General features: G+C 62.0%; 18 protein-coding genes. 12 read left to right on the forward strand and 6 right to left on the reverse strand.

Annotation, left to right across the window (positions count from 1 at the left end):
* Window positions 1-46 precede the first annotated feature (46 nt).
* Complete coding sequence (locus tag B2S33_RS03355) at window positions 47-535, reverse strand: substrate-binding periplasmic protein (protein ID WP_027913457.1); 489 nt, start codon at window positions 533-535, stop codon at window positions 47-49.
* 203 nt (window positions 536-738) lie between these two features.
* Complete coding sequence (gene serA, locus B2S33_RS03360) at window positions 739-1,977, reverse strand: phosphoglycerate dehydrogenase (protein ID WP_288649833.1); 1,239 nt, start codon at window positions 1,975-1,977, stop codon at window positions 739-741.
* Between the two features lie 171 nt (window positions 1,978-2,148).
* Here serA and B2S33_RS03365 point away from each other — a divergent pair, with 171 nt between their 5' ends.
* The 4 genes from B2S33_RS03365 to B2S33_RS03380 all read left to right on the forward strand — a co-directional run bounded on the left by B2S33_RS03365 (window position 2,149) and on the right by B2S33_RS03380 (window position 6,302).
* Window positions 2,149-3,546, forward strand: a complete 1,398-nt coding sequence (locus B2S33_RS03365; RefSeq protein WP_288649834.1) for an FAD-binding oxidoreductase — start codon at window positions 2,149-2,151, stop codon at window positions 3,544-3,546.
* A 24-nt stretch (window positions 3,547-3,570) separates the two neighbouring features.
* Window positions 3,571-4,236, forward strand: coding sequence for a fumarylacetoacetate hydrolase family protein (locus B2S33_RS03370; protein WP_027913459.1), 666 nt, complete (start codon window positions 3,571-3,573; stop codon window positions 4,234-4,236).
* A gap of 162 nt (window positions 4,237-4,398) precedes the next feature.
* Entirely contained in the window at window positions 4,399-5,313 is a 915-nt protein-coding gene (locus tag B2S33_RS03375) for an SdiA-regulated domain-containing protein (protein ID WP_197874169.1), read from the forward strand.
* Window positions 5,314-5,399: 86 nt separating this feature from the next.
* The gene (locus tag B2S33_RS03380) at window positions 5,400-6,302 is read left to right on the forward strand and encodes an SdiA-regulated domain-containing protein (RefSeq protein WP_288649844.1); all 903 of its coding nucleotides are present in this window, start codon (window positions 5,400-5,402) and stop codon (window positions 6,300-6,302) included.
* Window positions 6,303-6,365: 63 nt separating this feature from the next.
* Here B2S33_RS03380 and rpiA read toward each other — a convergent pair whose 3' ends face one another.
* Window positions 6,366-7,040, reverse strand: coding sequence for a ribose-5-phosphate isomerase RpiA (rpiA, locus tag B2S33_RS03385; protein WP_023532306.1), 675 nt, complete (start codon window positions 7,038-7,040; stop codon window positions 6,366-6,368).
* Between the two features lie 133 nt (window positions 7,041-7,173).
* Between rpiA and ilvA the strand changes: the two genes are divergently transcribed.
* From ilvA to ptsP, 4 genes are all read left to right on the forward strand, one after another.
* Window positions 7,174-8,688: a threonine ammonia-lyase, biosynthetic gene (ilvA, locus tag B2S33_RS03390; RefSeq protein ID WP_197874171.1), complete on the forward strand. Its 1,515-nt coding sequence runs from the start codon at window positions 7,174-7,176 to the stop codon at window positions 8,686-8,688.
* A gap of 113 nt (window positions 8,689-8,801) precedes the next feature.
* A complete protein-coding gene (locus B2S33_RS03395) occupies window positions 8,802-9,227 on the forward strand; it encodes a DUF2269 family protein (protein WP_128610038.1) in 426 nt (141 codons plus the stop codon).
* A 150-nt stretch (window positions 9,228-9,377) separates the two neighbouring features.
* Window positions 9,378-9,857 carry an RNA pyrophosphohydrolase gene (locus B2S33_RS03400; protein ID WP_023532670.1) on the forward strand — a complete coding sequence of 160 codons (480 nt, stop codon included), beginning with the start codon at window positions 9,378-9,380 and terminating at the stop codon, window positions 9,855-9,857.
* Between the two features lie 22 nt (window positions 9,858-9,879).
* Window positions 9,880-12,159 (forward strand): phosphoenolpyruvate--protein phosphotransferase, encoded by a 2,280-nt coding sequence (gene ptsP, locus B2S33_RS03405; RefSeq protein WP_027913464.1) that lies wholly within the window; start codon window positions 9,880-9,882, stop codon window positions 12,157-12,159.
* Window positions 12,160-12,216: 57 nt separating this feature from the next.
* Here the strand turns inward: ptsP and B2S33_RS03410 are convergent, their stop codons facing one another.
* Window positions 12,217-12,963, reverse strand: a complete 747-nt coding sequence (locus B2S33_RS03410) for an NRDE family protein (protein ID WP_088522825.1) — start codon at window positions 12,961-12,963, stop codon at window positions 12,217-12,219.
* A 127-nt stretch (window positions 12,964-13,090) separates the two neighbouring features.
* On the opposite strand from B2S33_RS03410, the gene B2S33_RS03415 reads away from it, so the two are divergent.
* Genes B2S33_RS03415 through B2S33_RS03425 form a run of 3 tightly spaced genes read left to right on the forward strand, consistent with a single transcriptional unit; the run spans window position 13,091 to window position 15,718 of the window.
* On the forward strand, window positions 13,091-13,873 hold the full coding sequence (locus B2S33_RS03415) for a sulfite exporter TauE/SafE family protein (protein WP_028686735.1): 783 nt from the start codon (window positions 13,091-13,093) through the stop codon (window positions 13,871-13,873).
* Window positions 13,874-13,889: 16 nt separating this feature from the next.
* Window positions 13,890-14,696: a prolipoprotein diacylglyceryl transferase gene (gene lgt, locus B2S33_RS03420; protein ID WP_027913467.1), complete on the forward strand. Its 807-nt coding sequence runs from the start codon at window positions 13,890-13,892 to the stop codon at window positions 14,694-14,696.
* A gap of 50 nt (window positions 14,697-14,746) precedes the next feature.
* On the forward strand, window positions 14,747-15,718 hold the full coding sequence (locus tag B2S33_RS03425) for a thymidylate synthase (RefSeq protein WP_132578129.1): 972 nt from the start codon (window positions 14,747-14,749) through the stop codon (window positions 15,716-15,718).
* Between the two features lie 144 nt (window positions 15,719-15,862).
* Here B2S33_RS03425 and cadR read toward each other — a convergent pair whose 3' ends face one another.
* Window positions 15,863-16,306 (reverse strand): Cd(II)/Pb(II)-responsive transcriptional regulator, encoded by a 444-nt coding sequence (gene cadR / locus B2S33_RS03430; protein ID WP_027913469.1) that lies wholly within the window; start codon window positions 16,304-16,306, stop codon window positions 15,863-15,865.
* 80 nt (window positions 16,307-16,386) lie between these two features.
* Here cadR and B2S33_RS03435 point away from each other — a divergent pair, with 80 nt between their 5' ends.
* Window positions 16,387-18,645 (forward strand): heavy metal translocating P-type ATPase, encoded by a 2,259-nt coding sequence (locus B2S33_RS03435; protein ID WP_028686707.1) that lies wholly within the window; start codon window positions 16,387-16,389, stop codon window positions 18,643-18,645.
* A gap of 21 nt (window positions 18,646-18,666) precedes the next feature.
* On the opposite strand, the gene B2S33_RS03440 is transcribed toward B2S33_RS03435, so the two are convergent.
* Window positions 18,667-18,999 (reverse strand): DUF3482 domain-containing protein (locus B2S33_RS03440; protein WP_288649848.1); only part of this gene is annotated, 333 nt, incomplete at its 5' end.

Consider the following 18,999-nt stretch of genomic DNA (forward strand, 5'->3'; position numbering starts at 1 on the left):
CGGGCGAGCATGCTGATCAGCACCTGCCACGGTTGACTGCGGCACGCTACCGAGTCGCTGCGGCCTGCTGCTCGTCGGCAAGCCACTTGTGTTCCAGTTCGGCCGTACGCCCGCTGTCCTTCAGGCGTTGCAGCGCGTTGTTCACGGCGCTTTCGAAGGCTGGGTTGTCCTTCTGGAACGGCACCACCAGCTGTTGCTTGCCAAAAGGCTGGCTGGTGTCGAGCGGGCTATCGCCTTGCGGTATTGCCGTGACAGGCAGCAACGCGATGTCGTATTTACCACTTTCAACGCCGGGCAGGGTTTGCGCCTCGGGTGCTTCGACGAACTCCACGCGCAGGTCGAGCTCCGAGGCCAGGGCCTGGCCGAACTCCACATCGAACCCTGTCAGGTGGTCATCCTGCTTGAAGGCGTATGGTGCGTTGTCACTCTGCACAGCGATGCGCAGTTCACCGCGATCGGCGATTTCGTCCATCAGCTCTGCCTGAGCCAATGGGCTGATCAGTACTGCCAGCAGTACCCCTATGGTCGAACGCATGAATGCCCCTTTTCGTTTAGCGAATGAATAACCGTCGCCACGGCTTTATTCCTCGCCATGGTCGAGCGCAGCCTATGACCCTGAAGTCGCGGCATCGTTTGACGTGCAGCCTGGTTTTTTTGTGCTCGCCGTCCGCCGCTGTGGTGGCCCCATAACGAAAAGGGAGGCCACCTGGGCCTCCCTCGATTCACGCTGGCCGCGTGTTAGAACAGTACGCGCGAGCGGATGGTGCCCTTGACCTGTTGCAGCTTCTCCTGCGCAAGGTCCGAGTATTCGGCGTCGACGTCGATCACCACATAGCCCACTTTCTCGTTGGTCTGCAGGAACTGACCCGAGATGTTAATGCCGTTTTCGGCAAATACCTTGTTGATTTCGCTGAGAACACCCGGGATGTTTTCGTGGATGTGCAGCAGGCGGTGCTTGCCAGGGTGAGCAGGCAGGGCCACTTCCGGGAAGTTGACCGACGACACGGAGGTGCCGTTGTCGCTGTACTTGACCAGCTTTTCGGCCACTTCCAGGCCGATGTTGGCCTGAGCCTCGGCAGTGGAACCGCCGATGTGCGGCGTCNNCGGCGTCAGGATCACGTTGTCCAGGCCGCGCAGCGGGCTTTCGAACTCTTCATCGTTGGAGCGTGGCTCGACCGGGAACACGTCGATGGCAGCGCCGATCAGGTGCTTGTCCTTGATGGCTGCAGCCAGGTGATCAAGTTCGACCACGGTACCGCGGGCAGCGTTGATCAGGATGGAGCCCTTCTTCATCGCTCGGATTTCCTTCTCGCCGATCATCCACTGGGTAGATGGCAGCTCAGGCACATGCAGCGAGACGATATCGGCCAAGCCGAGCAATTCGTGCAGGTTGGTCACCTGGACAGCATTGCCCAGCGGCAGCTTGGTCAGCGGATCGAAGAAGTACACCTGCATGCCCAGGCTTTCGGCCAGTACAGACAGTTGGGTACCGATGGAGCCGTAACCGACGATGCCCAGTTTCTTGCCGCGAATCTCGAAGGAGTTGGCTGCGCTCTTGATCCAGCCGCCACGATGGCACGAGGCATTTTTTTCCGGAATGCCGCGCAGCAGCAGAATGGCTTCGGCCAGTACCAGCTCGGCTACCGAACGGGTGTTGGAGTACGGCGCGTTGAACACCGCGATACCGCGCTGACGGGCCGCTTCCAGGTCAACCTGGTTGGTACCGATGCAGAAGCAACCGACGGCGACCAGTTTCTTGGCGCAGTCGAAGATTTCTTCGGTCAACTGGGTGCGTGAGCGGATGCCGATGAAATGGGCGTCGGCGATCTTTTCCTTCAACTCTGCTTCGGGCAACGAACCAGTGAGGTATTCGATGTTGGTGTAGCCGGCAGCCGTCAGGGTATCGACCGCGTTCTGGTGTACACCTTCAAGAAGAAGGAACCGGATCTTGCTCTTGTCGAGAGAAGTCTTGCTCATCTGCGTAAACCTGTATCCCGGAGAAAAGTGGCGAGGGTGATGCCAGGCGCCCGTGGGCAGCTCTAGCATGAACAGCGGGGGCGCTATGCTAGCATACGCGACACAATCTGAGCTTATCCCGACAGGTGAAGAGTGCTCAGGGTGACCATGAATAAAGCGAGAGTTCAGGCGATGACCCAGCCCGCTGCATTGGATGAGTTGATGACCCTGGTCGACCCCGGCAAGGTGTTGACCGACCCCGAGTCCCTGCAAGCCTATGGCAAGGACTGGACGCGCCATTACCCGCCTGCGCCCAGCGCCATCGTCCTGCCCCGGACGATCGAACAGGTGCAGGCCATCGTGCGCTGGGCCAATGCCCATCGTGTGGCGCTCGTGCCTTCCGGGGGGCGTACCGGATTGTCCGCGGGCGCCGTGGCCGCCAGCGGGGAGGTGGTCGTCGCCTTCGATTACATGAACCGCATCCTGGATTTCAACGCCTTCGACCGCACCGTGGTCTGCCAGCCAGGGGTCATTACCCAGCAGGTGCAGGCGTTCGCCGAGGAGCAGGGCCTGTATTACCCAGTGGACTTTGCCTCCAGTGGCTCCAGCCAGATAGGCGGCAACATCGGTACCAATGCCGGTGGCATCAAGGTGATCCGCTACGGCATGACCCGCAACTGGGTCGCGGGCCTCAAGGTGGTCACCGGCAGCGGCGAGTTGCTGGAATTGAACAAGGGCCTGATCAAGAACGCCACCGGCTACGACCTGCGCCAGCTGTTCATTGGCGCCGAAGGTACGCTGGGGTTCGTGGTCGAGGCCACCCTGCGCCTGGACCGTGCACCGCGCAACCTCACCGCCATGGTGTTGGGCACGCCTGATTTCGACTCGATCATGCCGGTACTTCACGCGTTTCAGGGCAAATTGGACCTGACGGCGTTCGAGTTTTTCTCCGACAAGGGCCTGGCCAAGATCCTGGCGCGCGGTGACGTGCCTGCGCCCTTCGAAACGCCATGCCCGTTCTATGCCTTGCTGGAGTTCGAGGCCGGCACCGAAGCGGTGGCCAACGAAGCCTTGGCCACCTTCGAACGCTGTGTCGAGCAAGGTTGGGTGCTCGATGGCGTGATGAGCCAGAGCCAGACGCAGCTGAAGAATTTGTGGAAGCTACGCGAATACCTGTCCGAAACCATTTCGCACTGGACGCCGTACAAGAACGACATTTCCGTGACCGTCTCGAAAGTGCCGGCCTTCCTGCGCGACATCGATGCCGTCGTCCAGGCGCATTACCCGCACTACGAGGTGATCTGGTACGGGCATATCGGCGACGGCAACCTGCACCTGAACATCCTCAAACCCGAGCACATGAGCAAGGATGACTTCTTCGCATCCTGCACCGAGGTCAATAAGTGGGTGTTCGAGATCGTCCAGCGCTACGACGGTTCGATCTCCGCCGAGCACGGTGTGGGCATGACCAAGCGCGACTACCTGGGCTACAGCCGTTCCCCTGAAGAAATCGCCTGCATGAAGGCGATCAAGGCGGTGTTCGACCCTGCGGGCATCATGAATCCGGGTAAGATCTTCGCACCTGAATAAAAAGCGGTATCCAGAGGAGTGGCCATGAACTACCAGCACCAGTATGCAGACGGCACGCGCATTCATTTTCCACTGGGCAAGGTGGTATGCATCGGGCGTAACTACGCCGAACATGCCAAGGAGCTGGACAATCCCATTCCGACCGAACCCCTCCTGTTCATCAAACCGGGCAGTTGCGTGGTGCCGGCCGAGGGCGGGTTCAAGATTCCTGCCGACCGCGGGTCGGTGCATTACGAGGTGGAAATCGCGGTATTGCTGGGCAAGTCACTGTCCACACGGCCGAGCCAGGAAGAGGTGCTCGATGCCATTTCTGGCTTCGCGCCGGCCTTGGACCTGACCCTGCGGGACGTGCAGGCCAAGCTCAAGGAAAAGGGCTTGCCTTGGGAGTTGGCCAAGTGTTTCGACGGCGCCTGCGTGTTGCCGCCCTTCGTGTCTGCCGCCAGCTTCGAAGACATCACGGCCATCCCGGTGCGCCTGACGGTAAACGGCGAAGTCCGCCAGGACGGCTCCAGTGCAATGATGCTCAACCCGATCGTGCCGATGATCCAGCACATGGCTGCGCAGTTTTCGCTGCAGGCCGGCGACGTCATCCTGACCGGCACCCCAGCAGGCGTAGGCCCCTTCAACGTGGGCGATGACGTGGTTCTGGAGCTGCCAGGGATTAGCCGCTTCGAGAGCCGGGTGCTCTAAGCCGCTACCCACTCGGCTTTTCGCGGATGATCCGCCTTGGCCACGGCAGCGGTCAGGCGGCCCACCTCCGCGTCATCTGCGAATGCCCGGGCGGGTTGACTGTTTTTTCACACGTCTTCTGGATAATGCGCAGACCTTTGCTTCTTTCCCCAGGACGCCTCGATGCAATCAAACGCCCCTGCCTCCTTCAAGCGCCCGTTCTACCTGCGCTGGCCGTTCGGCTTGGCCGTGGGCGTGGTGATTACCTATGGCGTGGCCTTCGCCATGCATTGGGACGATCGGGCAGCGTTGTGGATCAAGGAAGGTTTCGAAAGCACGGCCGAGCGCAGTGAAAGCGTGTGGCTGCCGGACTACACGGTGGATATCGATGCCAAGCCCTTGCCGGCAATGGCCGACTACGAGGCATCGGACCTCGCGTACAACCCCAGTACGCGTACGCTATTCGCCGTCATGGGCAAGCAACCCTTCCTCACCGAGCTGAACCTGGACGGCGACGTACTGCGCAACATTCCCCTTAATGGCTGGGCAAACCCGGAAGGCGTCACGGTCATGGACGGCGGCTACCTGGCAATCACGGACGAGCGGCTGCATGACCTGACGGTGGTGAAAGTCGATGCCACCACTACCGTGCTCAACCATGCGGACTTCCCCAGCCACGACCTAGGGGAGTCGCCAAACGGAAACAAGGGCTATGAGGCCGTGGTGTGGGATGCGTCGAAGCAGCGGCTGGTCATCGGCGAGGAGCGGCCGCCGCGCCTTTACGAATGGAAGTCCAATGGGCAAGGCCAAGTGACGGGCGAGAAAACGCCGCTGCCCAGTGATTCGCTCGACCTGCGAAACCTGTCGGCGTTGGGTATTGACCCGCGAACGGGGCACCTGCTGGCGCTGTCTGCCGACTCCAACATGCTGCTGGAACTGGACGAGCAGGGTGAGCAGGTCAGCTTCATGACGTTGCTGGGGGGCTTCAATGGCCTGCAGCACACCATTCCTCGGGCCGAAGGTGTGGCAATGGATGACCAGGGCACCCTGTACATGGTCAGCGAACCGGCATTGTTCTACCGCTTTACCAAAGGCTAGGTTTTTCTTGCTATTAAAATGATGGCATTAAGCTTTATTTCAGTTGTTTGTGGTTAGATTCGCCATCCTTCGTCGAGTCTGCCTTCATGCACCGTTATCTGCGTCTGTCACTGGTTCCTGTCGTTCTAGGCCTGCTGTTGCTGGGCTGGGTCGGGCAGGAATTTCGTCTGTTCGAACGTGCCTGGTTCAACCTCTCCACGTGGTGGCAGCCGGCAGAGCAAAGCATTGGCTTGAATCGCTATCAGGTGGTAGTCGAGGGGCGGCCGATCGAAGGGCTGGATGACGATGTCTCGGCGCTGACCTACGACCCTGACCGCAAGAGCCTGTTCACCGTGACCAACGCCCGCTCGGAGCTGATCGAGCTGTCGCTGGACGGGCGAATCCTGCGGCGCATCGCGTTGCACGGTTTCGGTGATCCCGAGGCGGTGGAGTACATCGGTCCCAACAGCTACGTGATTACCGACGAGCGCCAGCAGCGGCTGATCCGTGTGCGGCTCACCGAGGACACCTTGTCCCTGGACGCTACCCAGGCCGAGCAATTGACCTTGGGCATCGGCCTCAACGGTAACAAGGGTTTCGAGGGGCTGGCCTTCGACTCGGTGGGCAAGCGGCTGTTCGTGGCCAAGGAGCGCGACCCGATGCTCATCTATGAAGTGCACGGGTTTCCTCATGACGATCCGCAACAACCCTATGCCGTGAACGTTGTCCAGGACCGAAAGCGCGATTCGCGCCTGTTCGTGCGCGACCTGTCGAGCCTGCAGTTCGACGAGCGCAGTGGGCACCTGCTGGCGCTGTCGGATGAATCACGCCTGGTCCTGGAGCTGGATGTGCAAGGGCGGCCACTGAGCACCTTGTCATTGCGCAAGGGGTTCCAGGGGCTCAAAGCGACAGTCCCGCAGGCGGAGGGCATTGCGATGGACGAGACCGGGACCATTTACATGGTCAGTGAGCCGAACCTGTTCTACGTATTCAAGCAGCCGGCGCCATGACCATATCGGCGCTCGGCAAGCCCCGGACGGCGCAACCGTACCCGGGCATGCCGGCTTGTATGGTTACTCGGCCTTCAGGCTCTTCACGCCGTCGGCAGTGCCCAACAGCAGCAGGTCGGCAGGCCGTGCGGCGAACAGGCCATTGGTGACCACGCCCACGATGGCATTGATCTGGGCTTCCAGCTCCACCGGGTTGGTGATCTGCAGGTTATACACGTCGAGGATCACGTTGCCGTTGTCCGTGACCACGCCCTCACGGTAGACCGGGTCACCGCCCAGCTTGACCAACTGGCGAGCGACGTGGCTGCGCGCCATCGGGATCACCTCCACCGGCAACGGGAAGTTGCCCAGAACCGGTACCAGCTTGCTGCCATCGGCGATGCAGATGAACGTCTTGGCCACGGCGGCAACGATCTTTTCCCGAGTCAGGGCCGCGCCACCCCCCTTGATCAGGTTCAGGTGCTCGTCGCTTTCATCGGCGCCGTCCACATAGAACTCCAGCTCGCTGACGCTGTTGAGCTCGTAGACCGGGATGCCATGCCCCTTGAGACGCTGGGCCGTGGCTTCGGAGCTGGCGACCGCGCCGTCGAAGGCCGTCTTGTGCTGCGCCAGGGCGTCGATGAAGAAATTGGCGGTCGAACCGGTGCCAACGCCAACGACGCTTTTGTCATCGAGCTTGGGCAGAATGAAGTCGACGGCAGCCTGGGCAACGGCCTGTTTGAGTTGGTCCTGGGTCATGCGGGCTCCGAGAGGGGGCAGGGCGGATGTAAAGGCGACCAGTATAACGGCAAGCGCGGCTTGGCTGTGGTCGTCCGACATAACGCTGGGGTAGACTCCGAGCCCTTGTCCCGCGGCCAGTGATGCTTTCCCGATGCTCGAACAGTACGTCAAGAAGATCCTCACCTCGCGCGTCTATGACGTTGCCGTCGAAACCCCCTTGCACAGCGCCGGGCAGTTGAGCAAACGCCTGGGCAACCAGATTCTGCTCAAGCGCGAGGACCTGCAGCCGGTGTTCTCGTTCAAGATCCGCGGGGCCTACAACAAGCTGGCGCAGTTGACCGCAGAAGAGCTGGCTCGCGGTGTGGTCACCGCGTCGGCAGGCAACCATGCCCAGGGGCTGGCCCTTGCTGCGCGGGAAATGGGCATCAAGGCCACCATCGTGATGCCCAAGACCACACCTGAAATCAAGATCGAAGGTGTGCGCTCGCGCGGCGGCAAAGTGGTCCTTCACGGTGACTCGTTCCCCGAGGCATTGGCGTATTCGCTGAAACTGGTCGATGAAAAAGGCTTCGTCTACATCCATCCCTACGATGATCCGCACACCATCGCGGGCCAGGGCACCGTGGCCATGGAAATCCTGCGCCAGCACCCTGGTCGGCTGGACGCCATTTTCGTGCCGGTCGGCGGCGGCGGTCTGATCGCCGGCATCGCCGCCTACGTGAAGTACCTGCGCCCGGAAATCAAGGTGATTGGCGTTGAACCGGACGATTCCAATTGCCTGCAGGCCGCCATGGCCGCTGGTGAGCGGGTGGTGCTGCCGCAGGTAGGGTTGTTTGCCGACGGCGTGGCGGTGGCCCAGGTTGGCCAGCATACCTTCGACATCTGCCGCCAGTACGTGGACGAAGTCATCACCGTCAGCACCGACGAAATCTGCGCGGCGATCAAGGACATCTACGACGATACCCGTTCGATCACCGAGCCTGCGGGGGCACTGGGGGTGGCGGGTATCAAGCGTTACGTGGAGATGTACGGGGTCAGCGGCCAGACCCTCGTCGCCATCGATTCCGGGGCGAACGTCAATTTCGACCGCCTGCGCCATGTCGCGGAGCGGGCAGAGCTGGGTGAAAAGCGCGAAGCTATCATCGCGGTCACCATCCCGGAGCGCCCCGGTAGCTTCAAGGCCTTCTGCGAAGCGGTGGGCAAGCGCCAGATCACCGAATTCAACTACCGCAAACACACCTCCGATGAAGCGCACATCTTCGTGGGCGTGCAGACCCATCCGGAAAACGACCCCCGCGCGGCATTGGTGCAGCAGTTGATCGACCAGGGCTTCCCGGTCACGGACCTTACCGACAATGAGCTGGCCAAATTGCACATTCGCCACATGGTGGGCGGGCACTCGGCCGGGGCGAGCGATGAAATGGTGCTGCGTTTCGAATTCCCCGAGCGGCCAGGGGCACTGTTCAACTTCCTCGACAAGCTGGGCGGGCGCTGGAACATCTCGATGTTCCACTACCGTAACCATGGCGCGGCAGATGGCCGTGTGGTGGCGGGGCTGCAGGTCCCTGAGGACGAGCGCCACCTGGTGCCGGCCGCGCTGGCGCAGATTGGCTACCCCTACTGGGATGAAACCCAGAACCCGGCCTACACGTTGTTCCTTGGCTGAACGGCTAAGCTCTTACCCACGGGGCGCGCCGCTTCGCAGTGAACAGGCGGCGCAGCCTGGCGGCCTTGCTCGCTCGCAGCCCCTTGTAACGCAACCAGCCCAGGACGAGTGACATGGAACACCTCAACACCCTCAAAGCCTTGCACGTGATCGGCACCGCATTGTTGTTGCTGGGTGCTCTGGGCTTGGCGATCTGGACGATGCGCGCCCGCCGACAGGGTGGCGGGACGGTGTATGACAGGTTGATGCAGCGGCCTCTGGTCTTCGTCTGGTTGGTGATGGGTATCAGCCTGATCAGCATGCCGTTCACCGGTTGGTGGCTGGTGCACCTGGTGGGTTGGCCGCTGGGTCAGACCTGGCTACTGGCGTCGAGTGCGCTGTATACCGTGGGCGCGTTGGCCTGGGTATGGCTTGTGGTGCGCCTGAATCGGCTGCGCAGGACACCTGCACAGGGTGCTCGGCTAACACTGGCGTTGGCCGTGTTCAGTGCCGTGTGCCTGCTGTCCATCGCCGGATTGATGGGCGCCAAGCCCGTCTGATCCTCGCCAAGGTATCCACCGATTGCCTGTCGGCAAAGCCTGGTTCACAGACTTGCATAGCGCTGACGGTATATAAGCACCGCAGGCGCGTTGCTGCGCTCGCAGGCTTTGTGGAACAATGCGGTGACATGCGTTTGCGAGGTTGCTGCCGTGATCGACCCGGATGGTTTTCGCCCCAATGTCGGGATCATTCTCACGAATGATGCCGGGCAGGTGCTATGGGCTCGACGGATCAACCAGGATGCCTGGCAATTTCCACAGGGCGGTATCAACCCTGACGAGACGCCAGAAGACGCCCTGTACCGCGAGCTGAACGAAGAAGTTGGCCTTGAACGCGATGATGTGGAAATTCTTGCCTGCACCCGTGGTTGGTTGCGTTATCGTTTACCCCAGCGACTGGTGCGCACCCACAGCCAACCGTTGTGCATCGGCCAGAAACAGAAGTGGTTCCTGCTGCGTCTGATCAGCAATGAACAACGGGTGCGTATGGACCTGACCGGCAAGCCGGAGTTCGATGGCTGGCGCTGGGTGAGCTACTGGTACCCGCTGGGCCAGGTTGTGACATTCAAGCGCGAGGTCTATCGGCGCGCCCTGAAAGAGCTAGCACCGCGTCTTCTGACGCGCGACTGACGACGGAGTTCGACCCCGAGCCATGCTCAATACGCTGCGCAAGATCGTCCAGGAAGTAAACTCCGCCAAAGATCTCAAGTCGGCGTTGGGGATCATTGTCTTGCGTGTCAAAGAGGCCATGGCCAGCCAGGTCTGTTCGGTCTACCTGCTGGACCCGGAAACCAACCGGTTCGTATTGATGGCCACCGAAGGGCTGAACAAGCGTTCGATCGGCAAGGTCAGCATGGCCCCCAACGAAGGCCTGGTCGGGCTGGTGGGCACCCGCGAAGAACCCCTGAACCTCGAAGATGCCGCCGCACACCCGCGCTACAGGTACTTCGCCGAGACCGGCGAGGAACGCTTCGCTTCCTTCCTGGGTGCCCCGATCATCCACCACCGCCGCGTGGTGGGGGTCCTGGTCATTCAGCAGCGCGAGCGTCGCCAGTTCGACGAAGGCGAAGAGGCCTTCTTGGTGACCATGAGTGCGCAATTGGCGGGGGTGATCGCCCATGCCGAGGCCACTGGCTCGATTCGCGGCCTGGGTCGCCAGGGCAAGGGTATTCAGGAGGCGCGGTTCGTTGGTGTGCCTGGCTCGCCCGGTGCTGCCGTAGGGCGGGCGGTGGTGATGCTGCCACCGGCCGACCTGGAAGTGGTCCCGGACAAGACGGTCGAGGACATCGACGCCGAACTGCACCTGTTCCATGCGGCCCTCGAAGGTGTGCGCGCCGACATGCGCAAGCTGTCGGCCAAGCTGGCCACCCAACTGCGCCCCGAAGAGCGGGCGTTGTTCGATGTCTACCTGATGATGCTCGAGGACGCTGCCCTGGGCGGCGAGGTGCGGGAGGTCATCAAGACCGGCCAATGGGCGCAGGGCGCCCTGCGCCAGGTGGTGGGCGAGCACGTCAACCGCTTCGAACTGATGGACGACGATTACCTGCGCGAGCGGGCCTCCGACGTCAAGGACCTGGGCCGACGCTTGCTCGCCTACCTGCAACAGGCCCGCTCGCAGTCGCTGGTGTATGCCGACAACACCATTCTGGTCAGCGAAGAGCTGACCCCGGCCATGCTGGGCGAAGTGCCCGAAGGCAAGCTGGTGGGCCTGGTCTCGGTATTGGGCTCGGGCAACTCGCACGTGGCCATTCTGGCCCGCGCCATGGGTATTCCGACCGTGATGGGCCTGGTCGACCTGCCTTATTCGAAGGTCGATGGCATCGAGCTGATCGTCGATGGCTACAAAGGGGAGGTCTTCACCAACCCAAGCGATGTGCTGCGCAAACAGTACAGCGACGTGGTCGAGGAAGAGCGCCAGCTGGCACAGGGCCTGGACGCCTTGCGCGAGCTGCCCTGCGTGACCCCTGACGGCCACCGCATGCCGCTGTGGGTCAATACCGGCCTACTGGCCGATGTCGCTCGCGCCCAGCAGCGTGGCGCCGAAGGGGTAGGCCTGTACCGCACCGAAGTGCCGTTCATGATCAACCAGCGCTTCCCCAGCGAAAAAGAGCAGTTGGCGATTTACCGCGAACAGCTGGCGGCTTTCCATCCACTGCCCGTGACCATGCGCACACTGGACATCGGCGGCGACAAGGCGCTGTCCTACTTTCCGATCAAGGAAGAAAACCCCTTCCTGGGCTGGCGTGGCATTCGCGTCACGCTCGATCATCCCGAGATTTTCCTGGTGCAGACGCGGGCCATGCTCAAGGCCAGCGAAGGCTTGAACAACCTGCGGATTCTGCTGCCGATGATTTCCGGCGTTCAAGAACTCGAGGAAGCGCTGCACCTGATTCACCGTGCCTGGGGCGAGGTGCGCGACGAAGGCACCGATGTACCGATGCCGCCGGTGGGCGTGATGGTGGAAATCCCGGCCGCGGTGTACCAGACCCGTGAACTGGCGCGACAGGTGGACTTCCTGTCAGTGGGGTCCAATGACCTGACCCAGTACCTGCTGGCTGTGGACCGTAACAATCCTCGGGTAGCCGACCTCTACGATTACCTGCATCCAGCCGTGCTGCAGGCGGTCAACACCGTGGTCCGCGATGCTCATGCCGAAGGCAAACCGGTAAGTATCTGCGGCGAAATGGCGGGCGACCCGGCAGCTGCCATCCTGCTCATGGCCATGGGCTTCGACAGCCTGTCGATGAACGCCACCAACCTGCCGAAGGTGAAGTGGATGCTGCGCCAGGTGAACATGAGCAAGGCTAAAGAGCTGCTGCAAGAGGCGCTGAGCCATGACAACCCGCAGGTCATCCACAGCTCGCTGCAGCTGGCGCTGAAGAACCTGGGGCTTGCACGAATGATCGGGCCCGGGGCCAACAAGCCGCTCTGAGCGCCATGTGTACCGGCGCCTAGTGAGTTGACCTGCATACAAGGTCGGCCTGGGTGATCAAACCGAGAGTTTCACCTCCCCGAGAAGGGATCCGAACGGGCCGAAGCTGCGTTCGATGAACTGCCTTTGGCCTCGATTATCGACAATCAGCACGGTACTGGCGCGTGTGCCGTAGTGCTGACTGGCGATGAACGCGCTCGACAACAGTTTCTCGGTGGCCAGGCCCACGCCTGTTTCCGGCAACAGGGCGTCGACCACAGGCTCGTCATCTGCCAACAGTCCCAATAGTCGGTCAGGGGCTGGTTTTTCCAACAACTCCGCCAGGCGGCTGCGCGCCTTGACCAGCTTCGGCCACGGGGTATCAAGCTGCGCATTGGAAAGCCCGTACACGCCCGCCTCAAGCAGACGTGGCACTGCTTCCCTGGCATTGACGTACCCCAGAGCATGGTGATCGCCAATGAGCAGGTTGAAGCCTGAATACTGGTCGGCTCGGCTTGCCACCTGATTCAGATAAGTTTCTACGGTTTGCTCACCCTTCAGAAAAGCGGCCACCAACTCGCCACGCGAATGCGATCCCAGTGGCTGTCTGGGGTCACGGATATTGGTCAACGCGGCGAACCTTCCCTGTGGGCCGACTCCCAGCCAAGTCCCGCCAGCCTCCAGGTCTCTGCCCGCGTACACCTGCGGTGCGTCTTCCCACGGTGCCAACGCCAGGGTAGGGCGGGCATAGAATTCATCACGGTTGGCTGCCACGATCAACGGCAGGGCATGCCCTGGCCGCCAGGCGAACACGATCAGGCACATTTTTCCGGTCCTGTGTTTTCTTCCACTGTACCCAGGCAGCGCGGCAGATCCAACCTGACACAGACTTCACTAGAGCCGCGAACCCAGCTTCCGTTACCATGCCGGATTGATTTTTCGGGGAAGCCGAATGGAATTCGTGCTCTATCTGGTCTTGGGTGCATGTGCAGGGGTGCTGGCTGGCCTGTTTGGCGTGGGCGGGGGCATCATCATCGTGCCTGTGCTCGTGGTCAGCTTCACGTTGCAGGGCTTTGACGCTTCGGTGTTGACGCACCTTGCGGTAGGCACCTCCCTGGCCTCCATCGTCTTCACCTCCATCAACGCCGTGCTCGAGCATCACCGCAAAGGCGCGGTGCAATGGCCGATCTTTGCCTGGATGACCCTGGGGATCCTGCTGGGTGCCGGTGTCGGGGCCAAGACGGCGTCGCTGATCCAGGGGCCCATGCTGCAGAAGATCATCGGCGTCTTTGCCTTGGTGATTGCCGCGCAGATGGCACTGGACCTCAAGCCCAAGGCCAGCCGCGGTGTGCCCGGCAAGGCTGCACGGGTGGCAGCAGGGGGCGTGATCGGCTGGGCCTCGGCCATTTTTGGCATCGGCGGCGGCTCGCTGACCGTGCCCTTCCTGACCTGGCGCAGCCTGCCCATGCAGCAGGCCGTGGCAACGTCGTCAGCGTGTGGCCTGCCCATTGCGATCGCCAGTGCAGTGGGGTTCATGGTGCTGGGCTGGCATGAACCTCAATTGCCGCCGCACAGCGTGGGTTACGTCTACCTGCCGGCGATGGTCGGCATCGCCGTGACCAGCATGTTTTTCGCACGTTACGGGGCGCGGTTGGCTCACAGACTGTCACCGCGCCTGTTGAAGCGCCTATTTGCGGCCCTGTTGTTCTGTGTAGGCCTGAGCTTTCTGATTTGAATCGAGAGGATGTTAAATGCTGCCTTACCCGCAGATAGACCCCGTGGCACTGGCCATCGGACCGCTGAAAATCCATTGGTACGGCCTGATGTACCTGATCGGCATTGGCGGGGCCTGGTTGCTGGCCACCCGCCGCCTCAACCGGTTCGACCCTACCTGGAGCCGCGAAAAGCTCTCCGACCTGGTCTTCTGGCTGTCGATGGGGGTGATCGTGGGAGGGCGGCTGGGCTATGTGCTGTTCTACGACCTGCACGCGTACCTGGCCAACCCGACGCTGATCTTCGAGGTCTGGAAAGGCGGCATGTCGTTCCACGGCGGTTTCATTGGCGTGATGCTCGCTGCATTGTGGTTCGGCAAGCGCCACAACAAGTCGTTCTTCGAACTCATGGACTTCGTCGCCCCGCTGGTGCCGATCGGCCTGGGTGCCGGGCGTATCGGCAATTTCATCAATGCCGAGCTGTGGGGCAAGCCGACCGATGTGCCATGGGCGATGGTCTTCCCACCGTTCAGCGACCCGGCCCAGTTGCCGCGCCACCCTTCGCAGCTGTATCAGTTCGCCCTCGAAGGCGTGGCGCTGTTCGTGATTCTCTGGCTGTACTCGCGCAAACCTCGGCCCACCATGGCCGTTTCCGGAATGTTCGCGTTGTTCTACGGTATTTTCCGTTTCATCGTCGAGTTCGTGAGAGTTCCGGATGCCCAGCTCGGTTACCTGGCCTGGGGATGGCTGACCATGGGTCAGATTCTGTGCATCCCCATGATCGTGGCTGGCCTTGCGCTCATCTGGTGGGCTTATAATCGCAAGCCTACGGCGACACCCGCCTGATCACTCTCCCGGCAGGGGCGATCCCCCTGCCGTCTAGCTACAGGTAAGCCATGAAACAGTATCTGGACCTGGTCCGCGACGTTATCGAAAACGGCACGTTGCAGGAAAACCGTACCGGCATCCGCACCATCAGCCTGCCAGGGGCGATGCTGCGCTTCGACCTGCAGAAGGGGTTCCCCGCCATCACCACGCGCAAGCTGGCGTTCAAGTCGGCGATCGGCGAAATGGTAGGTTTCCTGCGCGGGGTTCGCAACGCCGGCCAATTCCGTGAGTTGGGTTGCAAGGTCTGGGACCAGAACGCCAACGAAAACGCCCAGTGGTTGGCCAACCCGTTCCGCCAGGGCCATGACGACCTGGGCGAGATCTACGGGGTCCAGTGGCGGCAGTGGCCGGGCTACAAGCGCATCCCCCTGAGCAATCGAGCCGCGATCGAGATGGCGGAGAAGGCCGGGTTCCGTCAGATTGCCGAGGATGAAGAGGATGGCGTGGCGTTTGTCATCCTGTACAAAGCCATCGATCAGGTCCGTCAGTGCCTGGACACCATCGCAAACGACCCTGGCAGCCGGCGCATCCTGTTCCATGGCTGGAACTGCGCCCAGCTCGATGAAATGGCCTTGCCGCCTTGCCATCTGCTGTACCAGTTCCACCCCAACGTGACAACGCGCGAGCTCTCGCTGACGCTTTATATCCGTTCCAACGATCTTGGCCTGGGTACGCCATTCAACCTCACCGAAGGGGCGGCATTGCTGGCGCTGTTCGGTCGGCTGACCGGCTATACCCCGCGCTGGTTCACCTATTTCATCGGCGATGCCCATGTGTACGAGAACCATCTGGACATGCTCAACGAGCAGCTCAAGCGCGAGCCGCTGGAAGCGCCGAAGCTGGTGATCAGCGATCGGGTGCCGGCGTTCGCCGAGACGGGCAAGTACGAGCCGCAGTGGCTTGAACAGATCGAGCCGAGTGATTTCTGGCTCGAAGGGTATGAACATCATGCCCCGATGACGGCTCCGATGGCGGTTTGAAGGTGGCGCCTTCATACCCCCGGTGAACGATCCCGGGAGCGGTCTTGCCGGCGCCCCGGCAAGGCCGCCCCGAAATTCGCTAGCCTTCAGATGCGGCGCAAGACAGTTGTTCTGGCAGGGTGACCGACAGGCTGGTCACGCCCACTAATGCCCATGGCTACGTCCAACATGTGAATGCTCGATATCCGGCACCGTCACCGCGCCGTTGGTTTCCAGCTGCTGCAAAATCGCGCATTGCGCGCCTTCTTCGCTACACCGTCTTCGCAAATCCATCAGTTGCGCCTGTAACGCCACCAATCCATCGAGCCGGGCCTGGACGTGCTCGATATGCTCGTCGATCAAGGCATTCACGCTGCCGCACGAGGCCTGGGGGCTGTCACGCAGCTGCAGCAGGCTGCGGATTTCATCCAGCGTCATGTCCAGCGTGCGGCAGTTGCGGATGAATGTCAGGCGCTCGACATGCGCTTGCGTATACATCCGGTAGTTGCCCTCGCTGCGCGCAGGCTCTGGCAGAAGCTTCTCGCGTTCGTAATAACGAATGGTCTCGACAGCGCAGTCCGTCGCCTTGGCAAGGTCGCCGATCTTCATGTTGGAAACTCCTGGCATTCGCTTGACCCTATAGTGGCTACAGGGTGTTCACTTGGCAACAGGCTCAATAAGGATGACCCATGAACAAGTCTGTCAGCCCCGAACACTCGCATCATCATGAGCACAATCATGACCATGCCCATGACGGCGTGGGCCATGGCGATCAGGGTCATGCCTGTTGCAGCACGCAGGCGGCGCCTGCTCATGTGCAGTTGACGTCCCGGCCCAGCAAGCAGGCTCTGCTCAGCCGTTTTCGGATCGAAGCCATGGATTGCCCGACCGAGCAGACGCTGATCCAGGACAAGCTGGGTAAGATGGCCGGCATCGAGGCCCTGGAGTTCAACCTCATCAGCCGCGTTCTTGGGGTCAGGCACACGCTCGATGGCACGTCCGACATCGAACGGGCCATCGACAGCCTGGGGATGAAAGCCGAGCCGCTCGTGGGGGATGCCGATAGCGCTGCCGCGCCAGCGCCGCCGCCCAGACAGGCTTGGTGGCCGCTGGCGCTGTCCGGTCTGGCAGCCCTGGGCGCCGAAGTCGTGCACTTCGCCCAGCTCGCACCGCAGTGGGTGGTGGCCGCGCTGGCACTGGCGGCGATCCTGGGTTGTGGTCTGGGTACCTACAAGAAAGGCTGGATCGCGCTAAAAAACCGAAACCTCAACATCAATGCCCTGATGAGCATCGCGGTCACCGGTGCGCTGCTGATCGGCCAATGGCCGGAAGCAGCCATGGTGATGGTGCTCTTTACCGTGGCCGAACTGATCGAGGCCCGCTCGCTGGACCGTGCACGCAATGCCATTGGCGGGCTCATGCAGCTGGCGCCGGACATGGCAACCGTGCAACAGGCCGATGGCCAGTGGCGCGAAGTGGACGTGCGTGAAGTCGCTGTCGGCGCGACGATGCGAGTACGGCCAGGCGAGCGGATCGGGCTCGATGGCCAAGTGATCAGCGGGCAGTCCAGCGTCGATCAGTCACCGATCACGGGTGAAAGCCTGCCGGTGGAGAAGGTCCAGGGCGACAAGGTCTTCGCCGGTACCATCAACCAGGCAGGCGCACTGGAAATCCAAGCCACCGCAGTAGCTGGTCAGTCCACGCTGGCGCGCATCATCAAGGCCGTCGAGCAGGCGCAAGGGGCGCGGGCGCCAACCCAGCGCTTCGTCGACCGGTTTTCGCGGATCTATACGCCGGCAGTGCTGGCCCTGGCGTTGGCCGTGGCGATCATCCCGCCGCTCCTGCTGAACGGCACGTGGTTCGACTGGGTGTATCGCGCGCTTGTGCTGCTGGTAGTGGCATGCCCCTGTGCACTGGTGATCTCGACCCCCGTCACCATCGTCAGTGGCCTGGCGGCGGCAGCGCGCAAAGGCATCCTGATCAAGGGCGGGGTGTACCTCGAGGGCGGGCGCCACCTGGACTTCCTGGCCCTGGACAAGACCGGCACGATCACCCACGGCAAGCCGGTCCAGACAGACTTCAAAGCCCTGCAACCGGCGTTCGAGCATCGTGCGCAGGCCCTGGCATCGAGCCTGGGTGCACGCTCCGATCACCCCGTGTCCCGAGCGATAGCCCAGTTCGGCCAGGACAACGACCTGCCCCACCTTGAGGTCCGGGATTTCACCGCGCTGGCGGGCCGTGGCGTGCGTGGCAACCTCGAGGGTGAGGTGTTGCATCTGGGCAACCATCGTCTGGTCGAGGAGCTGGGATTGTGTTCACCAGAACTGGAGGCCCAGCTGGATGCCTTGGAACAGCAGGGCAAGACAGTGGTGTTGCTGCTCAACGCATCAGGCCCCCTGGCATTGTTTGCAGTGGCCGATACCGTCAAGGAAAGCAGCCGGCAAGCCATTGCCGAGCTTCATGCGCTGGGCATCCAGACGGCCATGCTGACCGGCGACAACCCGCACACCGCTGCGGCCATCGCGCGTACAGTAGGCATTGATCGGGCCGAAGGTAACCTTCTGCCAGCCGACAAGCTCAGTAGTATCCAGGCGCTGTACGACCAAGGTCATCGCGTTGGCATGGTCGGGGACGGCATCAACGACGCACCAGCGCTGGCCCGGGCCGAAATCGGCTTCGCCATGGCGGCGGCTGGCACCGATACCGCCATCGAAACGGCCGATGTGGCGCTGATGGACGACGACTTGCGCAAGATCCCTGCGTTCATCAGGCTGTCGCGGCATACCGCAGCGATCCTCAAGCAAAACATCGTGCTGGCCTTGGCGATCAAGGCGATCTTCCTGGGCATAACGTTCGCCGGGCTGGCCACCATGTGGATGGCCGTATTCGCCGACATGGGCGTTAGCCTGCTGGTGGTGTTCAACGGCCTGCGCTTGTTGCGCAAGTGACCGCCGACTCAAAGGCCAGGCCTAGAGCTGCTGCACCAGCGCTTCGAGCTGCTCCTGGCGCTGGGCCTGGTTCGGTTTAGCACCGGGATTGAGCGTGGACCATTGTGGATGCGCGCGAGCCCGCACCAGCGGTTCGGGCAGCTTGCCCTGACGCCAGGTCTTTTCATCCAGCTGGCCCAGGCGAATACTGTCCTGAGCGGCATGCCCACGGTGGTCCAGTGCCACCATCAGTTGTTGCTGACGCAGGGCCAGCAAGCGCAGGACGGTATCGTCGACGGTGAGCTCGCGTTTGCCCTTGAGCTTGCCCATCAGGCGCGCGCCATAGCCGCGAGCCGTCTGCAGGGCACCGCCGGC

The organism is Pseudomonas sp. UBA5568 (assembly GCF_002425525.1).
Lineage (GTDB): Bacteria > Pseudomonadota > Gammaproteobacteria > Pseudomonadales > Pseudomonadaceae > Aquipseudomonas > Aquipseudomonas fulva.

Coding starts and splice junctions, on each gene's coding strand:
- cadR (WP_027913469.1), bottom strand. CDS start 16,306: ATGAAGATCGGCGACCTTGCCAAGGCGACGGACTGCGCTGTCGAGACC.
- B2S33_RS03425 (WP_132578129.1), top strand. CDS start 14,747: ATGAAACAGTATCTGGACCTGGTCCGCGACGTTATCGAAAACGGCACG.
- B2S33_RS03415 (WP_028686735.1), top strand. CDS start 13,091: ATGGAATTCGTGCTCTATCTGGTCTTGGGTGCATGTGCAGGGGTGCTG.
- B2S33_RS03380 (WP_288649844.1), top strand. CDS start 5,400: ATGCACCGTTATCTGCGTCTGTCACTGGTTCCTGTCGTTCTAGGCCTG.
- rpiA (WP_023532306.1), bottom strand. CDS start 7,040: ATGACCCAGGACCAACTCAAACAGGCCGTTGCCCAGGCTGCCGTCGAC.
- B2S33_RS03435 (WP_028686707.1), top strand. CDS start 16,387: ATGAACAAGTCTGTCAGCCCCGAACACTCGCATCATCATGAGCACAAT.
- B2S33_RS03355 (WP_027913457.1), bottom strand. CDS start 535: ATGCGTTCGACCATAGGGGTACTGCTGGCAGTACTGATCAGCCCATTG.
- B2S33_RS03370 (WP_027913459.1), top strand. CDS start 3,571: ATGAACTACCAGCACCAGTATGCAGACGGCACGCGCATTCATTTTCCA.
- B2S33_RS03410 (WP_088522825.1), bottom strand. CDS start 12,963: ATGTGCCTGATCGTGTTCGCCTGGCGGCCAGGGCATGCCCTGCCGTTG.
- ptsP (WP_027913464.1), top strand. CDS start 9,880: ATGCTCAATACGCTGCGCAAGATCGTCCAGGAAGTAAACTCCGCCAAA.
- B2S33_RS03395 (WP_128610038.1), top strand. CDS start 8,802: ATGGAACACCTCAACACCCTCAAAGCCTTGCACGTGATCGGCACCGCA.
- lgt (WP_027913467.1), top strand. CDS start 13,890: ATGCTGCCTTACCCGCAGATAGACCCCGTGGCACTGGCCATCGGACCG.
- ilvA (WP_197874171.1), top strand. CDS start 7,174: ATGCTCGAACAGTACGTCAAGAAGATCCTCACCTCGCGCGTCTATGAC.
- B2S33_RS03365 (WP_288649834.1), top strand. CDS start 2,149: ATGACCCAGCCCGCTGCATTGGATGAGTTGATGACCCTGGTCGACCCC.
- B2S33_RS03375 (WP_197874169.1), top strand. CDS start 4,399: ATGCAATCAAACGCCCCTGCCTCCTTCAAGCGCCCGTTCTACCTGCGC.